Annotated in this window: 13 protein-coding genes; 8 read left to right on the top strand and 5 right to left on the bottom strand. The window is 69.7% G+C overall.

What is annotated here, in order from left to right:
• Positions 1 to 18: 18 nt before the first annotated feature.
• Entirely contained in the window at positions 19 to 4,710 is a 4,692-nt protein-coding gene (gene pglW, locus ACQPWZ_RS10585; RefSeq protein WP_433571184.1) for a BREX system serine/threonine kinase PglW, read from the bottom strand.
• A gap of 344 nt (positions 4,711 to 5,054) precedes the next feature.
• Here pglW and ACQPWZ_RS10580 point away from each other — a divergent pair, with 344 nt between their 5' ends.
• The 4 genes from ACQPWZ_RS10580 to ACQPWZ_RS10565 all read left to right on the top strand — a co-directional run bounded on the left by ACQPWZ_RS10580 (position 5,055) and on the right by ACQPWZ_RS10565 (position 9,690).
• On the top strand, positions 5,055 to 5,225 hold the full coding sequence (locus tag ACQPWZ_RS10580) for a hypothetical protein (RefSeq protein ID WP_433571183.1): 171 nt from the start codon (positions 5,055 to 5,057) through the stop codon (positions 5,223 to 5,225).
• A gap of 107 nt (positions 5,226 to 5,332) precedes the next feature.
• A complete protein-coding gene (locus tag ACQPWZ_RS10575; protein ID WP_433571182.1) occupies positions 5,333 to 6,721 on the top strand; it encodes an N-6 DNA methylase in 1,389 nt (462 codons plus the stop codon).
• Positions 6,718 to 7,938, top strand: a complete 1,221-nt coding sequence (locus ACQPWZ_RS10570; protein ID WP_433571181.1) for a hypothetical protein — start codon at positions 6,718 to 6,720, stop codon at positions 7,936 to 7,938. The genes ACQPWZ_RS10575 and ACQPWZ_RS10570 overlap by 4 nt, the downstream gene beginning before the upstream one ends.
• A gap of 348 nt (positions 7,939 to 8,286) precedes the next feature.
• Positions 8,287 to 9,690: an HNH endonuclease gene (locus ACQPWZ_RS10565; protein WP_433571180.1), complete on the top strand. Its 1,404-nt coding sequence runs from the start codon at positions 8,287 to 8,289 to the stop codon at positions 9,688 to 9,690.
• Positions 9,691 to 10,037: 347 nt separating this feature from the next.
• Here ACQPWZ_RS10565 and ACQPWZ_RS10560 read toward each other — a convergent pair whose 3' ends face one another.
• Positions 10,038 to 10,376 (bottom strand): MazG-like family protein, encoded by a 339-nt coding sequence (locus ACQPWZ_RS10560; protein ID WP_356703577.1) that lies wholly within the window; start codon positions 10,374 to 10,376, stop codon positions 10,038 to 10,040.
• Between the two features lie 166 nt (positions 10,377 to 10,542).
• Here ACQPWZ_RS10560 and ACQPWZ_RS10555 point away from each other — a divergent pair, with 166 nt between their 5' ends.
• Complete coding sequence (locus ACQPWZ_RS10555; RefSeq protein ID WP_356703576.1) at positions 10,543 to 10,866, top strand: nuclear transport factor 2 family protein; 324 nt, start codon at positions 10,543 to 10,545, stop codon at positions 10,864 to 10,866.
• A 114-nt stretch (positions 10,867 to 10,980) separates the two neighbouring features.
• On the opposite strand, the gene ACQPWZ_RS10550 is transcribed toward ACQPWZ_RS10555, so the two are convergent.
• Positions 10,981 to 11,325 carry a hypothetical protein gene (locus ACQPWZ_RS10550; protein ID WP_405569159.1) on the bottom strand — a complete coding sequence of 115 codons (345 nt, stop codon included), beginning with the start codon at positions 11,323 to 11,325 and terminating at the stop codon, positions 10,981 to 10,983.
• Positions 11,326 to 11,343: 18 nt separating this feature from the next.
• Here ACQPWZ_RS10550 and ACQPWZ_RS10545 point away from each other — a divergent pair, with 18 nt between their 5' ends.
• Both ACQPWZ_RS10545 and ACQPWZ_RS10540 read left to right on the top strand, forming a co-directional pair.
• Positions 11,344 to 12,366: an aldo/keto reductase gene (locus tag ACQPWZ_RS10545; protein ID WP_433571179.1), complete on the top strand. Its 1,023-nt coding sequence runs from the start codon at positions 11,344 to 11,346 to the stop codon at positions 12,364 to 12,366.
• A gap of 67 nt (positions 12,367 to 12,433) precedes the next feature.
• Positions 12,434 to 13,636: a cytochrome P450 gene (locus tag ACQPWZ_RS10540; RefSeq protein WP_433571178.1), complete on the top strand. Its 1,203-nt coding sequence runs from the start codon at positions 12,434 to 12,436 to the stop codon at positions 13,634 to 13,636.
• Between the two features lie 39 nt (positions 13,637 to 13,675).
• On the opposite strand, the gene ACQPWZ_RS10535 is transcribed toward ACQPWZ_RS10540, so the two are convergent.
• Complete coding sequence (locus ACQPWZ_RS10535) at positions 13,676 to 14,428, bottom strand: SDR family oxidoreductase (RefSeq protein ID WP_340472806.1); 753 nt, start codon at positions 14,426 to 14,428, stop codon at positions 13,676 to 13,678.
• Positions 14,429 to 14,561: 133 nt separating this feature from the next.
• Here ACQPWZ_RS10535 and ACQPWZ_RS10530 point away from each other — a divergent pair, with 133 nt between their 5' ends.
• Entirely contained in the window at positions 14,562 to 16,184 is a 1,623-nt protein-coding gene (locus ACQPWZ_RS10530; protein WP_356703571.1) for an alkaline phosphatase D family protein, read from the top strand.
• Here the strand turns inward: ACQPWZ_RS10530 and ACQPWZ_RS10525 are convergent.
• Positions 16,171 to 17,175, bottom strand: coding sequence for a Gfo/Idh/MocA family protein (locus ACQPWZ_RS10525; protein WP_433571177.1), 1,005 nt, complete (start codon positions 17,173 to 17,175; stop codon positions 16,171 to 16,173). The two genes, ACQPWZ_RS10530 and ACQPWZ_RS10525, sit on opposite strands and share 14 nt — an antisense overlap.
• Between the last annotated feature and the right edge of the window lie 19 nt (positions 17,176 to 17,194).

The following is a 17,194-nucleotide window of genomic DNA, read 5'->3' as shown; positions in this document are numbered from 1 at the left end:
GCACTCGCGCTCAACGCATCATCCCCGCGGGCCGCCGGCCACGGCACCCTCCGGCTTCGCCCGGTGTGCGTTCTGCACCCAGAACTCGTTCAGCACGATCCACTCACCGAGCCCCGACTGGTACGGCACCGCCACCGTCCCCAGCCGCGGCGGCCGGGCCGGGTCGCTCTGCGGGCACAACAGCCACAGTGCGCGTCCGCCACCCCGTGACCGCTCGGCCAGCCGCTCCAGGACGCCCATCGCGTCGTACCGGGCGAAGACCCCGCCGTCCGTCAGCAGCAACGGAGCCGCCACCCCGATCTCGGCCCCGCTCCCAGAACCCACGCCCCCCGGTCCCAGCAGCTCACCGATCCGAGGCTCCACCAGGCCCCATGCCGTCCCCGCGTACTCGGCGAACTTCATCGCCCCCGGCGTCCCGGCCCCCGCCACATCCGCACGCAGGATCGTCTCCCAGGTGGGCTTCGGCCGAGGGTCGACCAACTCGTGCAGGGCCTGGACGAACAGCTCGGCCACCGACACCACGACGGCCCCGCCGGCGAAGTCCTCCCGCCCGAGCTCGTCGATCGCATCCCGTGCCCACTCCGTCGGCACCGTCAGCACACGGAAGCCGTCCCGCCGCGCCGACGCCTTCAACCGGTCCTCGGCCGTACCCGCCGCCGCGAGCTCGGGGTCGTCGGAGTAGCGGTGCGCGGAGACGGTGCCCGTCGGCTGCCGTCGGGCGTCCGACGACAGATAGGCGGAGACGCCGTCCGCGCTGCTCGGCAGGTAGCGCAGCGTTCCCGTGCTCCTACGCGTCGACAGCACCAGCTCGAAACCGGCGTCCTTCAGGGCCTTCGTCAGCCGACCGCCCGTAGGCAGGGCACGGCCGCCGCGTTCGTTCAGCAGCTCCGGGAAGCGCGCCCGTACCCGCTCGTGGACGTCGTCGGCCGTCAGGCCCGGCTGTTCGGCCTCCGCCATCCCGGGGATGAGCGGTACCAGGCCGGCCTGGGTGAGGCGCAGCGCGCGCACCAGCGGCAGCTTGCGCGGGTAGATCTCCAGGCGGGGTGTCGCGGCGGCATGACGAGAGGCGGCCACCGCTATCTCCACCATCCGCCGGTCGTCCCACTGAACCGCCGCACTCGGCGGCGGTACGGCGCCCAGCTCGGCCACCACGGTCGCCGCCGTCGGCAGGGTGTCGAGCTTCGACATGTCGTCGGCGATACGGCCAAGCCGCTGGGCGTAGTGGAGCAGGCCCGGTGAGGACGGCGTGTCCGGGGCGTCGTCCGCGCCCACTTCCAACGCCAGGAGGCCCGCGCCCATGCTCTCGTCGGCCGCGTCGCGGTTCGGGGCGTGCTGGAACTCGGCCTCCTCCGGGACGAGTTGCTCGACCTCCACCACAGCCCGTACGGCGGCCAGGGCCAGCGCCCGGCGCTGCTCGCGCTCCTGGAGCTGGGTGCCGCGTCGCACGGTCAGCGCGTCCGCGACCTCCGCCGCCGAAGCGACCCGGCCCAGGTCATGCAGGAGGTCCAGGACCTCGGCGCGCAGTGCCCGTACCGCCGGGTGCTTCTTCCAGCGGGTCCGCTGGTTCTTCAGCATCTGAGGGATGCGGCCCCGCGACAGCCCGAGCGCGTGCGCGACGTCCGTTTGTGTCGGCCAGACCCCGACCTCCGACGGCAGTACGCCCTGCTCGTTGGGCAGCCGCAGCAGCAGCCGTACCATCTCGCACTCGTTGTGGTTCGAGCCGTCCTTGCGCAGCGGCGGTACGAACACCGTGGCGAGGGTGTCGAGGCTGACACTGCGCAGCGCGCGCTCCGGCAGCGAATGCGCACCGGCGCCGCCGTTTGCCGCCACGGCGTCGGCCACCGCGGCCTCGGCGGCCGACAACTCCTCCTTCGCGGCCTTGCGACCCTCGGGCGTGAGCGGTGCGGCGGGCTTCTCCGCGAACTTGAGCCGCCACTGCTTGATGCGGCTCAAGACCTCCTTGCGGGTCTTGGCGCCGAGACCGGGGGCGTTGACGAGCTGGCGCTGGCTGTAGTCGAGCAACTCGCCGACGGTGTTGACGCCAAGGCCGTACACGAACGACTCCGCGGCCGGGCTCAGGCCGGACGACGAGATCAGGGTGTCCCGGTCGACGCGGTCTGCCAGCCGCTGGCGCTGCTGCTCGGCGCTCTCGTCCTCGGCCTCTGGGATGGCGGCATCCGGGGAGGGCTGCGCCACCTCGCCCTGCGCGGGTGGCGCCGCGTGCCGTGACGGGCGGCGGGACGAGGGCTTCGCCTCGTCCATGGCGAGGAAGATCTTCTTCCAGGCGTCCCGCATCGGCTTGAGGTCGGGGAAGCGCTGGGAGGCGTCCCGGTGCAGGGCCTTCTGGAAGAACGAGACCAGGCCGTCCCGTACCGCCGGGTCGAAGGCGTCAGCGGCGATCCTCGGGTACGGCTCCTTCTCCGGGTCGGTCTGGCGCGGCGAGACCTTTCCGCCGCCCCACACCGGGAGCTCACGGGACGCCATCTCGTGCAGAGTTACGGCCAGGGCATACCGCTCGGCGTGGGCGTCGTAGACCGAGCGGTCGGTGAGCGTGCCGATGAACGGGTCCAGGTAGCCGTCCGTCCCGGCCGCTGTCTCGTTCACCGGGTAGCCCGCGAGCGAGAAGTCGATCAGCACCAGTTCGCGGGTGCGGTTCGGGCGGATACGGATCGCGATGTTGTCCGGCTTGATGTCGCGGTGCCATACGCCCTCACCTTCGAGGAAGTCCACCGCGCCGAACAGGTAGTCGCCGTACGCCTCGAGCTGGTCCACGGACAGACGGCCGAACTCGCGCAGCTGCCGGGCGACCGTCTCCTCCCGGCGTCGGCGCTTCGCACCGGGTGCGGATGGGTCGCCGCCCTCCTCGCGCTCGTCGCCGACGTACTCCATGACGAGGGCCGTGCGGGGCTCGATGCGCTGCGGCTCCGGCTCGACCAGCCGGATCACTCGGGAGTCCGGACGCAGCTGCCCCAGCACCTCGGCCTCGCGACGCAGGACCTCGCCTCGGCTGTCCGACGTCGCGACCTTCAGCACCGCCAGGGACTTCGAGAAGCGCCCATCCGGGCCGGCGGTCAGGTCCCGCACCAGGAACGCGCGGCTCGTCGAACCCGTACCGAGGCGACGCCTGACCTCCCAGCGGCCCGCCAGCACGTCGCCCGCGACCGCGTCCAGGGGGTCCTTCTCGGGTTGGGCCGGGCGTGGGGCCTCCGCCGATGGAGGCTCGGTCAGGTCCGCCTCGACGACCTCCAGCATCTCCAGGAAGTCGTCCACCGACGACAGCCGTGCGGAGACGTCGTAGGCGGTGGCCGCCTGCACCAGCTCGTCGATGTACGGGGAGAGGCCGTCCACTACCGAGCTGGGGCGCAGGCCCTCGCCCGCCTCGTAGCGGGCCACCAGTTCGGCCTGGCTGGCGGCCGGGGGCCTGCCGGTGGCCAGCAGGTAGGTGAGCACTCCGAGTCCGTACACGTCCAGGGCGACCGGGTCGGGCCTGAGCGCGGTCAACTCCGGGGCCAGATACGGGTCCGCGCCCTCGGCGAGATGCGCGCCTGCTCGCGAGAAGGTCGTGGGGGCGAACCGCTCGCCGCTGCCGGTCACGCCGTGCTCGGAGCTGCGCTGGACGGCGACCTGCCAGTCGGAGATCTGCAGGTGTGGGCTGGACCAGGCGCCGGTCTCGCTCTCGGAGTCGCCCCGGCGGCCACGGCCGCGCGGGATGACGTGGACCGCGCGTGCCGCCAGGGTGCGGTGGAAGATCCGTCGGCCGTGCGCCGAGCGCACTGTCTCGGCGAGCTGTCGCACCAGTGCCATCCGGCTGAGGATGTCCAGCTTCTCGCCGTACTGGATCAGGTACTCGTCCAGGCGAAGGGTCCGCGGATCGAAGTCGAAGATCAGCGCGGGGCCCGCCGAGTGCCCGGAGGGGTCGTACTGCTTGAGCTGGACGACACCGGGGTGCCGGAAGTGGCGCAGCACGGCGGCCTCGCGGCGCGCGGCACGCTCGACGGATGCCCGCAGCTCGGCGTCGGAACCGCGCTCGCGCAGATAGACACGGACGCGGGCGGCCTCCGGCAGCTCACTGTGCTGGGCCAGATAGTCGGCCCAGGTCGGGCCCGAGTCGAACGCCTTCCGGCTGAGCAGATACGGGCCGACCTTGTACTCGGCGTCGCTGCGCGCGATGCCGATGCGCTCCAGCACCGCCTTGATCCGGCGCGACCGCGCGGCGTCGATCCGGCGGTACTCGTCCTTCGGCGGCTCCTTCAGCGTCTCGGTGAGCTGGTGGACGGTGAAGACGCCGTTGCGGTCGTGGGCGGGGAGCCGGTTGCGCAGGGAGGAGTCGGTGAAGCAGACGGCCTCCGAGACCCACACCTTCTCGCCGTTCTGCTGCAGCAGCGCGCCCAGTTCCTTCGCCTTTTTGTTGGCCAGGTGCAGTGGGTTGCCGTGGGGGATCTGCCGGCCGCTGGGCTGCGTCTGCAGCCAGGTGCCGTTGCGGGACTCGACGGAGCCGTGCCAGTCCTTCAGCTCGATCAGGTGAACGCCGCCCGGGGCGATCACCAGCAGGTCCACTTCCCGGACATGGCCGGTGTGCGCGGTGAAGGTGAAGTTCGACCAGGCCCGCCACGGATCGTTGTCCGCGAGCTTCTCGCGGATGGCCTGCAGACCTCGGTGCTCATGCTGGAACTCGGATTCGGTGACCGTGGTCCACCGGCCGTCCCGCATCTGCCATCCCCGCTTCACTCTTGTTCTGTGCCGATCACTGCTGCTCAGGCCGCAAAAGCCCCGCACCGATCGTAGCGGGGCGGGGAACCGGGACGAAGGGAAATCGGTGGGTCACGGTCGGAGCTCCCGGACTCGGAAGTGGATTCACCAAATCATTTCCGAGCTTCGAGAGTGGCACTTCAACATTGGTTGGTACACAAACCGACTGCTGCAGTTGACCCAAACCGACTGCTGCAGTGCTACGGTGGTGTGCAGGTCGATGGGGGCGCTGTGGTCTCGTCGGTTTTTTGTGCTTTGTAGGCATACGTGGTGAAGGGGGAGCGTAGGTGGGTGGGACGCGCGGCATGAAGGTGACGCTCGCGATAGCAGTGGCGATGATCTGCGCGCTGCTGGTCGCCTTGTGGCGCCTGGCGCGCACAGGCGACCTGGATCAGGCCCTCATGACCGGCGGGGGCGCGTTCGTCGCGGTGTTCGCCATGGCCTTCATGGCCATGACCTACATGAGCGGCGGCTGAGTCCGGCCAGGCATGATGGGCGCACGGGAAGGCGGTCGTCCGGCCGAACGCGTGCAGAGACGGGAGACAAGGTGGAGCAAGCGTCGAAGGGGATGTCACTGGGGAGGGTGCTGGATGCCCTGCGCGGGGCACTGGCACCCCAGGACGCCCTCCTCCTCGTCATGGCAATGATCCTGCTGCGCCACGAGGCCGAAACGGAGCGTGGCGACGAGTGGGGCGGTCTCACGCCGGCACGCGAAGCCTGGAGTGCGCTCATGAGTGGTGGCCTCTGGCGGGACGGGGGGCACGGTCTGGCTGAGGCGCTCCACCGTGGACTTCACGCGCGGGAAGCTGAGTTTCCTTCGTTGCTGGACCTGCCGAACCTGGACGGATTGCGACGCCACCAGGTAGCGCCTTTGATCGACTGGGTGGCCATAGCACCGGACCTGACAGAAATCTTCGAAGTCTGCTTGGATCATGGGCAGACGACGAGTAAGGGCGGCGACTACTACACGCCGTCGGATGTCGCTCGCCTCCTGGCCGGGGTGATGGAGCCCCGGGAGGGCGACACCGTTTATGACCCCGTTTGTGGTTCCGGCGGCCTCCTCCTGCGGGCTCGCGAGTACCTCGAAGCGAGCGGTGGCCATGCCGATGAGCTGGCGTTGTACGGACAGGACGAGAGTCGGCGCGCCCTGCAGACCGCTGCGATGAACGTCTCCGTCCACGGGGCTGCAGCACACCTGGAGGGCCCAGATTCCACATGGGTCAATGACCGCTTCGCAGACCTGACCTTCGACGTGGTTGTCGCCAATCCGCCTTTCAACCAGTCTGGTTGGGACGAGGGCGGCTACCTCCGCCACAGCCTTCCTTGGCCGTACGGGGTCCCACCAGCCGGGAACGCCAACTTCGCCTGGGCCCAGCACGTCGTGAGGAAGATGACGCCGACGGGGCGGGGCGCGCTCCTGCTGCCCACAGGCGCTGCCACTACGGCGAAGACCGCAGAAGGCCAGATCCGCGCCCGTCTGGCCGATGACGACGTCCTGAGTTGTGTGGTCGAACTGCCTGCCGGCCTGATCCCTCATGTGCGCAACCCGGTCAGTCTGTGGCTCTTTACCAAGAGCAAGAAGCCTCGCGACAACTGGGGGCGCAGTGACCGGTCGGGACAGTTCCTGCTGATCGACGCCCGTGACACCGCCGCGAGCGTGACGCGCGGACGGCGAGCCATGCCGGAGGCAGCGACGAAGCGCATCATCAAGACCTTCGCTGCCTGGAGGGGAGCGCGGGGCAGCCAGCCGTACGAGGACGTACCCGCCTGGTGTACATCGGTCTCCCGGGACGAGATCGTGGCGAAGGAGTACGACGTACTGCCCTCCCACCACGTTGCCGCGCCACCCGCCGAGTCCGTGCCAGCAGATGCGCACGAGCGTGCTGCCGACCTGACCGACGAACTGCTCGGGCTGTTCGAGGCGTCCCGCCGCCTCGAAGGCGAGCTGCGTGACCTGCTGGGGCAGCTGTGACGCAGGAGAGTCTGGAGAGCGAGCTGCAGCGACTGCCCAGGGATTGGGGCGTGGGACGGCTGGGTGATCTGTCGACCGTGCAGGTCATTGGGTACGGCATCACTCGCCCCGGGGCGCACTCCGATGACGGTGTGCCCATGATTCGCGCTGCCGACATCCAGGACGGACGACTGCGCGGCGACGAACCGAGGCGGATTGCATTCCGGGTGCACGAAACAAACCTGCGCAGCCAACTGGAGGTCGGCGACGTCGTCGTGGTCCTGGTGGGCCGCGTGGGTGAAGCGGCAGTCGTCAGCGAAGAGTTCCATCACTGGAACGTGTCTCGGACCGTCGCCATCATCCGAGCGAGCGACCCCGGCGAGGCCGCTTGGCTGAGCCTCTGGCTCGGATCGCCGGCGGTGCGCGAATGGTGCGAGCGGCAAGCCACTGGTTCCACACTGCAACGCACGCTCAGCCTGGCGGCGCTGCGAAGTCTCTCCGTACCGGTTCCGCCAGTAGGGCCAAGGACCGCCCTGTTGCGAGCGATGCGGCTTGTGGAGGCGAAAACGGCGACGAACGCACGTATCGCCGAGTGCGCCACGGAGTTGAGCGAAGCGCACTTCGCACGCGAGGGGCGCGACAGCAAGTCCTGGCCGGAGCAGCCCCTGGCAAGCCTTGTTCATCTCACTGCCGGAACCGCACCACGCCCGCGCCCGGACGGCGACGGGACGCATACCGAGGGCGGTACCGCTTTCGTCGCCCCCGCGGACATCCTGCAGAGCGAGCTGCCCCATTTGTATGCCACGAAGCGACGACTGCCCAAGGGTAAAGAGGGCCGCGTGTGCCCTCCAGGCTCCCTTCTCGTCGCCTCAAGGGAAGACGGCGTGCGGGCCGTGATGAACCAAGTACCTGCCGCCATTGGCCGCAACGTACTTGCGCTGGGACCTGAGTCGGTACCCGATGCGCAGTGGCTGCTGCACGAGATCCGCTCGCGCGGCGCCGAGCTAGCAGCTACCGCACAAGGATCTGCAGGGCGTGAACTCAGCGGTCGGGCGTTCGGAGCCACCATGGTTCGGTGGCCTCCGAGTGATGTGCGTGAGTGTTTCGCCCGGCTCGCCGAACGCCTCCACGCTCGAGCGCACATCGCACAAACGGAGAACGAGATGCTGCGCGGCCTGCGAGGACGGATCCTCGACAGCTTCTTGTCCGGCAGATTCCCGGGCAAGTCCGCCTCTTGACCGACCTCAGAGTCGACGGATCCCCGCCAGACTCCACGAGGTGAGATCGACTTGAAGCGCCGCGCCGATCTGGACGAGTACGGGCCCGTTGTTTGATGCCTCAAGTTCCTTACCAATTCCCCTTCTCAGTATGAAAATCTGATCGCCATGGGGAATGGTCATGGTGGTCAGCCGAACTTCGTCGCAGGTTCAGGTTCAGGTTCAGGTTCAGGTTCAGGTACGGGGGCAGGGGCAGGTGGCCGACGGAGGCAGAGCCCGGTCGGGCACATAGAAGCCGACGCGGCCCAATGGGTGTTGCAGCCCCGCGGCAGCGCCAGGGTGCGCGGGCCGCAACACTTCGAGCACTCGGTGCGCAAGGGAATCCGGCTCTCGGATTACGAGCACGCCATTGGAGAGCATGCGGTCGAGCTCAAGCGGATCTTCCCCGACGGAGTGGCGCGGTTGTGGGGTTCGACGCCCACGCAGCAGACGGGGAACGCCAAGGCCGTCGCGCTGCGGGACCGGAAGGTGGGCGACGAGGTCCTCTTCTATGCACAGAACATGTTCATCGCCCGCGCCCGCATTCTCGGACTCCTCCACAACCCCGACTTGGCGACAGCGGTCTGGGGGGTCGACGAGGAGACACGGACCACCTGGGAGCACATCATGGCCCTGGGTGACGTCGTTGAATTTGAGGTGGCGGCGGAGCCCATCCTGACCGCTCTGGCGATGACACCTCCGCTGCGCAGCCTCACCCTCGTCAGGGCCGCGGAGCGCCGCCGTCACCTGGGTCTCTTGGACGGACGGATGCCCACCGTGGAAGCACGGCCGTCTGGCGAGGGAGGTGCGGTTGCCCCTCCTGGCAGGATGCGGCGTGAAGACCTCCTGCGCGCGCTCGGAACGCTTGATGCCGTCACACCGGACGAGCGACGTATCCGGCAGGCATCCCTCACCCTCCTCTGGGCTATTGGGCGCCTGATGTCGGGACAGAGCCGTCTGGCGCCGTCGAACGTCTATCAGACCCAACTCGAGCCCATCATGCAGGAGTTCGGCTCCCCGAGCCCGTCAGTGTCACTTGAGTATCCGTTCCGTCACTTGAGAGGCAGCGGGCTCTGGGAAGTCGTAGGTACGAAGCGTCCGGGCCCGGACCAGCTGTCGCTCGCGGCCTCGGTCGAGTCAGGGACTCATGCAGGGCTCCGGCGGGATGCGGCAAGGCTCCTGCGGCAGCCGCTTGCCCGAGCTGAAGCGATCGGTCTGTTGTGCACCACCTATTTCCCAGATGTCAACCAGGAAGAGCTTCTGGACCGAGTCGGCCTCGGCGGGTACGCGCACGCCAGTGGAGCGGATGGAGGGGCTGAGCGCGATGGCAGGGGTGGGTCTGTGTCTGCTCTGCCCAAGCGTCGCCGTCAGGTCACTGCTTCGCGGCCCGACCGGGATCAGCAACTGGCGCACAGGGTCAAGCTGCTCCACCTGCATCAGTGCCAAGTGTGTGGCCTGCGACTGGAGACACGTTTCAGTCACTACAGCGAGGCGGCACACATCAGAGGGCTAGGAAATCCGCACGACGGTCCGGACGAGCTGTGCAACTTGCTGTGTCTCTGTCCCAATCACCACGTCCAGTTCGACACCTTGGCCATCTACATCGACGAGCAATGGAACGTACGAAGCAGCAAGGACGGGGCATCCATCGGCAGGCTGAGACGCCATCCCGAACACGACATCGAGGCGCAGTACGTCGAGTACCACCGAGGACTGTGTGGAGGAAACCGATAAAAGTCCATTTCGGATGGCGGAGCCCTGTCCATCTGAGTAGCGATTGGCCCGACCCTGTGCATCAGCAGGACACAGGCCGTCCACGTGCTGCTGGCGATACAGCCTCACCATCCACCGCCGCAGCACGGCACGACTGCCGGCTGTCGCGTTCGGCGCTGCACCACGAGCAGACGCTGTGGCGGGAGCGCCAGGCGAGCGACGCGGAGGCGTACCACCCGGAGAGGAAGCAGGACCACCGCTGGCCGCTGGCCACGGTCGAGGCGCTGCCGTGGGAGCCCCCGCCGGCCGGCTGAGCCGGTACCGCGGACGTCGGTGCCCGCGGTCTGTGCCCGCGCTCTGGGGCGCCGTCAGGCAGCGAGCGACCGTGCCGCGACCTTGCGCAGATGCGCGGCGAAGACCTCGGGTGCGTCCGGGGTCAGCGTGCGCAGGGCGACCATGGCAGTGACGACCACGTCGCACAGCTCGGACTCGACGTCCCGCCATGTGTGGGTGTGGCCCTTGCGGGGATTCTGGCCGGTTGCGCCGACCACCGCCTGGGCGACTTCGCCCACCTCCTCCGAGAGCTTCAGTATGCGCAGCAGCACCTCCTGTTGCGCGGGAAGGGTCCGGTTCTCGTCCAGCCAGGTGTTGAGGCGGTCGACCGTGTCCCAGATGGGGTCGAGCGTGGCGTCCAGGGTGTGGTCCATGCGCGCAAGCCTCCCACGCCGCGGGGCCCCGCAGGGGGCGCGCGGGTGGAGCAGGCCGACAGGTGGGGGCGGACGTGGAGGTGTAGGCATGGAGAGGACCGCGCCCCGGCGCACATCGGTACCGATACGGGCCGAAGGCCCTGCCCCGCACCCGAAGGAGACCTCCGTGACCATCTCCGTGGACAAGCTCACCGAACCCGCCGTCCGCGCCTTCGTCGGCGCCCTCAACTCCGGTGACCGGGACACCTTCCGGACCACTCTCGCGCCCGGGGCGACGATGTCCGACGACGGCAACGACCGTGACATCGACGAGTGGACGGGGCGTGAGGTCTTCGACTCGCGCGGCCACATGGAGGTCGAGTCGCAGTCGGCGGACGGGCTCTCCCTCGTCGCCCGCTACCGCAACGACACCTGGGGCGAGATGCGGACGTCGTGGAGGTTCAGCGTGGAGGGCGGCAGGGTCGCGCGCTTCGAGACCGGCCAGGCCTGAGCGCGGTACCGGCCGGCGGTACCGACCACGTCGGGCCGATCGGGTACCGACCATGTCGGGCCGGTCGGGTACCGGGCACGTCAGGCCGGTCGGGTACCGACCATGTCGGGCCGGTCAGCCGCTCGTGCGCAGGTCGACGCCGGCCCGGTAGCGGGCACGGCCCTTGCGGAAGTGATCGATGGCCTCGTCGATGCGTGCGGACGGGAAGACCTCCACCTCGGGGTGGATGCCGTGCAGTGCCGCGAAGTCGAGGAGCCGGCGGGTGACGGCCGGAGGCCCCACCACGGCCGAGACGAGGGCCTTCTCCGCGGGGATGATGCTGAGAGGGCTGACGGTGATGGGCTCGGTCGGCAGGCCGACGACGCACAGCCTGCCGCGGGGTCGCAGCGCGGCGAAGTAGTCGTTCGGTGAGCCCGCCCGCCCCGGCGGTCGCGGGCCTTGTCCTCGTGTGCACTCCAACTCGTAGCCTCCTGCGCCATGGACGCAACGGATGCAGTACGGACGACCGGCACCAGGACACTGGGACGCGCCGGCGGGATCGAGGTCGGCGCGCTCGGGTTCGGGTGCTGGGCCATCGGCGGTGAGTGGCAGGACGGCGAGGGCAACCCGCTCGGCTGGGGAGCGGTCGACGACGACGAGTCCGTCGCCGCCGTGCGCCGCGCCCTGGACCTGGGCGTCACCTTCTTCGACACGGCCGACACCTACGGCGCGGGGCACAGCGAACGGGTGCTCGGCCGGGCGCTCGCCGGCCGGCGCGACGAGGTGGTGCTCGCGACCAAGTGGGGCAACCGCTTCGACGAGGCGACGCGCACCCTGACCGGGAGTGACGCCGATCCCGGGTATGTGCGGCGGGCGCTCACCGGCTCGCTCACCCGGCTCGGCACCGACCGTGTCGACCTCTACCAGCTGCACCTCTCCGACGCGCCGCTCGATGTGGCGGCGGAACTGCGGGATGTCTGCGAGGAGTTGGTCGCCGAGGGGCTGATCCGGGCGTACGCCTGGAGCACCGACGACCCGGAGCGTGCCGCCGTCTTCGCCGAGGGCCCGCACTGCGCCGCCGTGCAGCACGCCTGCAACGTGCTGGAGGACGCGCCGGCGATGCTCGCGCTCTGCGAGGAACGCGGGCTGGCGAGCATCAACCGCAGCCCGCTGGCCATGGGACTGCTCACCGGCAAGCACGGTTCCGGCAGCCGCGGCGCCGCGGGCGACATCCGGGCGATGCCGCCGTCCTGGCTGCGCTGGTTCGGTGCGGGCGGGGTTCCCGAGCCTCAGTGGCTGGAGCGGGTCGACGCGGTACGCGACATCCTCACCTCCGGCGGCCGCACCCTCGCCCAGGGAGCACTCGGCTGGCTGTGGGCGCGCAGCGCACGGACCGTGCCGATCCCCGGGTTCCGGACCGTCGCCCAGGCGGAGGAGAACGCCGGGGCGCTGGAGCACGGCCCGCTGCGACCGGAGCAGATGGACGAGATCGACAGGCTCCTCTCCCGCCCGCAGGATTGACGGACCGTCAGATATGTGGGTTCCTCGGGATGTACCGCCACTGCGACGCATCCCGGGGAGCCCGGACATGATCGATCTGCTCGAGGACACGTGGGCGCGCGAGGTTCCGCACGGGCAGTTCGCCCGGCTGCGCCGCGAGGACCCGGTGCACTGGCACGAAGTCCCGGACAACCAGGGCTTCTTCGCGCTCACCCGGCACGAGGACATCGTCGCCGCGAGCCGCGACCCCGAGCTGTGGTCGGTGGAACTCGGCTCGTTCTTCATCCGGGACCAGACCCCCGAGGCGCTGGAGAGTCTGGGTCTCACCCTGGTCGGGATGGACCCGCCCAAGCACACCCGCTACCGGCGTCTGGTGAGCTCCGCGTTCTCGCCGCGCATGGTCCGCAAGCTCACCGACGACATCCAGCGCCGGGCACAGGCGCTGGCGTCGACGGTGTCGGCGAAGGGGCACGAGGCGGAGTTCGTCGAGGAGATCGCGGCCCGCCTCCCGTTGCAGATCATCTGCGAGATGATCGGCGTCCCGGCCGCGGACGAGGACCGCATCTTCGACTGGAGCAACCGGATGGTCGGCCACCAGGACCCGGACTTCCGTACGTCCCCCGAGGACGGGCAGAACGCGGCCGCGGAGATCTACGCCTACTGCGACGACCTGGCGGCCGTCCGCCGCGGGTCACCGCGCGACGACATCATGAGCGCGCTGGTCCACGCGGAGGTCGAGGGGGAGCGGCTGAGCACCCACGAGATCGACATGTTCTTCGTGACGCTCGTCGTGGCGGGCAACGAGACCACCCGCAACCTGCTGGCGGGCACGATGCTCACCCTCGTCGAACAGCCCGCCGCGCGGGCCGAGTTGGCCGCGGGGATCGACGACGACGCGCTGTGGGCGACGGCGACGGAGGAGCTCCTGCGCTGGAACGGCTCGATCCACAACTTCCGGCGTACGGCGACCCGCGACACCGAGGTGCGGGGCGTACCGGTCAAGGCCGGGCAGAAGGCGGTGCTGTACTACACCTCCGCCAACCGGGACGAGGCGGTCTTCGAGGAGCCGGACACCTTCGACATCCGCCGGACCCCGAACGAGCACCTGACCTTCGGCGGCGGCGGGCCGCACTTCTGTCTCGGGGCGGGCCTGGCCAGGACCCAGATCAAGGCCCTGACGCGGGAGCTGCTGCGCCGGCACCCGGAGGTGGAGCTGACCGGGGAGCCGCGGCGGATGCGGTCGGACTTCATCAACGGGATCAAGTACCTGCCGGTGCGGTTCGGAGGATGAGCCCCGGGCCGGCCCCGAAGAGGTTCCGGCCCCGCTCCCTCAGCCCCGCCCGATGTAGGGCATCGCCGTCGCCATCACCGTCGCGAACTGCACATTCGCGGCGAGCGGCAGCTCCGCCATGTGGAGCACCGTCCGCGCCACGTCCGCCGCGTCCATCACCGGTTCCACGACCACCTCGCCGTTCGCCTGGAGGATCCCCGACTGCATGCGCTGGGTCATCTCGGTGGCCGCGTTGCCGATGTCGATCTGGCCGCAGGCGATCGCGTGGGGGCGGCCGTCCAGCGACAGGGACTTCGTCAGACCGGTCATCGCGTGCTTGGTCGCGGTGTAGGGGGCGGAGTTCGGGCGCGGGACGTGCGCCGAGATCGAGCCGTTGTTGATGATCCGCCCGCCCTTCGGGGACTGGTCCTTCATCACCCGGAACGCGGCCTGTGCGCACAGGAACGCGCCGGTGAGATTGACGTCCACCACCGTGCGCCAGTCCTCGTAGGAGAGGTCCTCGAAGCCGACGCCCCGGGGGCCCGACACCCCCGCGTTGTTGAAGAGCAGGTCGACACGCCCGAAATGCTGACAAACCGTGGCAAAGAGCGTGGTGACATCGGGCGGTGACGTCACATCAGTGGGAACACACAGGACATTCCCACCCGCCAGCGACGCCGTTTCCTCCAGAGCCTCAGCCCTTCTGCCCGCCACCGCGACCGACCATCCCGCCTCGGCCAGCGTCAGCGCGACGCTCCGGCCGATGCCGGAACCCGCTCCCGTCACCACCGCAATCCTCGTCGATGCGTTCATGGACGCGCAGCGTAGCCGCGTACCTGTACGGGGAACTCATCCGACCGACATACGGATGTTGTGTACTCGACAACGCAGAGTCGTCGGCCCCTACTCCAATGCGGAAGGACAACATCCGTCATGGGAGGGGCACATGAGACCCGCATCGCACGCACCCGAGCTCCGGGCCGCCGCCCAGCACATCGGCCGCCGCAGGTTTCTCACCGTGACCGGTGCCGCCGCGGCGCTCGCGTTCGCCGTGGACCTGCCCGGCACCGCCCACGCAGCCGCACTGGACTCCAGGAAGATCACCGAGGATCCCTTCACGCTGGGCGTCGCGTCCGGGGACCCGCAGCCCGGCTCCGTCCTGCTGTGGACCCGTCTCGCCCCCCGCCCCTACGAGCCCGACGGCGGACTGCCCCGTGGCACGTTCACCGTGCGCTGGGAGATCGCCCACGACTCCCGTTTCGCGCGCATCGCGCGGCGGGGCTCGGTCACCGCCCACCCCGAGTTCCACCACAGCCTGCACGTCGAGGCCGGCGGGCTCGACAACGACCGTCCCTACTACTACCGCTTCCGCACCGGCACCTGGATCAGCCCCGTCGGCCGCACCCGCACCGCGCCCGCCCGCTCCGCGCGCATCGGCGAGCTGAAGATCGCCGCTGTGTCCTGCCAGGCGTACCACGACGGCTACTTCACCGCGTACCGGCACCTCGCCGAGGAGGAGCTCGATGCCGTGTTCCACCTGGGCGACTACCTCTACGAGTACGCCGTGAACGCCGTCGGCGGCGCCCGCAACTACACCGACCGCCGGCTGCCCGCCCACTTCAACCGGGAGACGGTCACGCTCGAGGACTACCGGATGCGCTACGGCCTCTACAAGTCGGACCCCGACCTGTTGGCCGCCCACGCCGCGCACCCCTTCGTCCTGACCTGGGACGACCATGAGACCGAGAACAACTACGCCGACGAGACACCCGAGAACGACGTCCCGCCGGAGGAGTTCCTGCTCCGCCGCGCCGCCGCCTACCGCGCGTACTGGGAGAACCAGCCGCTGCGCAGGCCCCAGCAGCCCAAGGGGCCCGACATGCAGCTCTACCGGCGGCTGCACTTCGGCCGGCTCGCCCAGTTCGACATCCTCGACACCCGCCAGTACCGCTCCGACCAGGCGTACGGCGACGGCTGGAAGGTGCCGGGACCGGAGTCCGAGGACCCGTCGCGCACCCTCACCGGTGCGACGCAGGAGCGGTGGCTCCTCGACGGCTGGAAGCGGTCGGGCTCCCGCTGGAACGTCGTGCCCCAGCAGGTCACGTTCGCCCAGCGCCGGGATGTCCCCACCGCCGCGTACAAGCTCAGCATGGACGCCTGGGACGGCTACCCGGCGTCCCGGCAGCGGGTTCTCGCCGGCGCGCAGACCGCCGGCATCGAGAACCTGATGGTCCTCACCGGTGACGTGCACGTCGGCTACGGCTTCGACCTCAAGAAGGACTGGGCCGACCCCACGTCCCGCACGCTCGGCACCGAGATCGTCGCCACGTCCATCAGCAGCGGCAAGGACGGCGCCGACAAGCCCGCCAACTGGGACAGCTTCACCCAGGCCAACCCGCACATGAAGTTCTACAACGGCCGTCGCGGCTATGTGACGGTCACCTACGGCGAGCGTCAGGCCCGGGCGGACTTCAAGACGGTCAGCGCCGTCACCACCCCGGGCGCGCCGCTCACCACGGCGGCGTCGTTCGTCACCGAGTCCGGCAATCCGGGCCTCACCCCGGTGTGATGCTCCCCGCCTCGCCGGGATAGCGGACGCCGATGCGGTCCCGTACCGCGTCGAGCGTCCGCATCACGGCGAGCGTCCCCTCCAACGGCACCAGCGGCGACTGCTTCTCACCGGCCCGCAGACAGCGCATCACCTCGGCCGCCTCGTGCCGGAACGGATGCGGGTCGGCCGGCACCGCGAACTCCCGCGGCTGTTCCCCGTCCCGGTGCAGGACGAACCGCTCGGGGTGGAAGAAGCCGCGCGGAAACTCGACGCGGCCCTTCGTGCCGGTCACCGATGCCGTCATGGGCGTGTCCGCCACGATCGAGCACGACAGCAGCGCGGACGCGCCCGATTCCCAGCCCAGCAGCATGCCCGTGTTCAGGTCCACGCCCTCGGGCGCGAGCAGCGCGTGCGCCTCGATCCGGTCCGGCTCGCCGAGCAGCAGCTGCGCGAACGCCACCGGGTAGACGCCGAGATCGAGCAGCGCGCCACCGCCGAGCGCCGGATCGCGCAGCCGGTGGCCGGCGTCGAAAGGACCCGCGAGGCCGAAGTCGGCGGACACGGAGCGGATGTCGCCGATCGTGCCGTCGGCGACGAGCTCGACGAGTTGGCGCATCAGGGGATGGCAGTACATCCACATCCCCTCCATCAGGAACACCCCGCGCTCGGTGGCGAGGTCCACGAGCTCCCCGGCCTCCGCTGCGTCGAGCGTGAACGCCTTCTCGCACAACACCGCCTTTCCGGCCGCCAGGCAGAGCCCCGCGGCCGCCCGGTGCGCGGAGTGCGGTGTGGCGACGTACACCACATCGACGTCCTCGTCGGCGGCCAGAGAGGCCCAGTCGCCGTACGCCCGGGGGATGCCGAAGCGGTCGGCGAAGGCCTGCGCCGACGCCTCGCTGCGGGACGCCACCGCCACCACCTCGGCATCCGGCATCTGTTGCAGATCAGCCGTGAACGCGGCGGCGATGCCGCCCGTCGCCAGTACGCCCCATCGCATGATTCCGCTCATTCCATCCCAGCCTGAAAAG

The organism is Streptomyces sp. CA-251247 (assembly GCF_050952975.1).
GTDB lineage: Bacteria > Actinomycetota > Actinomycetes > Streptomycetales > Streptomycetaceae > Streptomyces > Streptomyces achmelvichensis.
The sequence above is the reverse complement of the archived record's forward strand: the minus strand, read 5'-3'. Positions and strand labels throughout refer to the sequence as shown.

Bases quoted from the DNA above. Each gene is read 5' to 3' on its own strand.
- ACQPWZ_RS10560 (WP_356703577.1), bottom strand. From the start codon at position 10,376: ATGGACCACACCCTGGACGCCACGCTCGACCCCATCTGGGACACGGTC.
- ACQPWZ_RS10545 (WP_433571179.1), top strand. From the start codon at position 11,344: ATGGACGCAACGGATGCAGTACGGACGACCGGCACCAGGACACTGGGA.
- ACQPWZ_RS10540 (WP_433571178.1), top strand. From the start codon at position 12,434: ATGATCGATCTGCTCGAGGACACGTGGGCGCGCGAGGTTCCGCACGGG.
- ACQPWZ_RS10535 (WP_340472806.1), bottom strand. From the start codon at position 14,428: ATGAACGCATCGACGAGGATTGCGGTGGTGACGGGAGCGGGTTCCGGC.
- pglW (WP_433571184.1), bottom strand. From the start codon at position 4,710: ATGCGGGACGGCCGGTGGACCACGGTCACCGAATCCGAGTTCCAGCAT.
- ACQPWZ_RS10525 (WP_433571177.1), bottom strand. From the start codon at position 17,175: ATGAGCGGAATCATGCGATGGGGCGTACTGGCGACGGGCGGCATCGCC.
- ACQPWZ_RS10530 (WP_356703571.1), top strand. From the start codon at position 14,562: ATGAGACCCGCATCGCACGCACCCGAGCTCCGGGCCGCCGCCCAGCAC.
- ACQPWZ_RS10580 (WP_433571183.1), top strand. From the start codon at position 5,055: ATGAAGGTGACGCTCGCGATAGCAGTGGCGATGATCTGCGCGCTGCTG.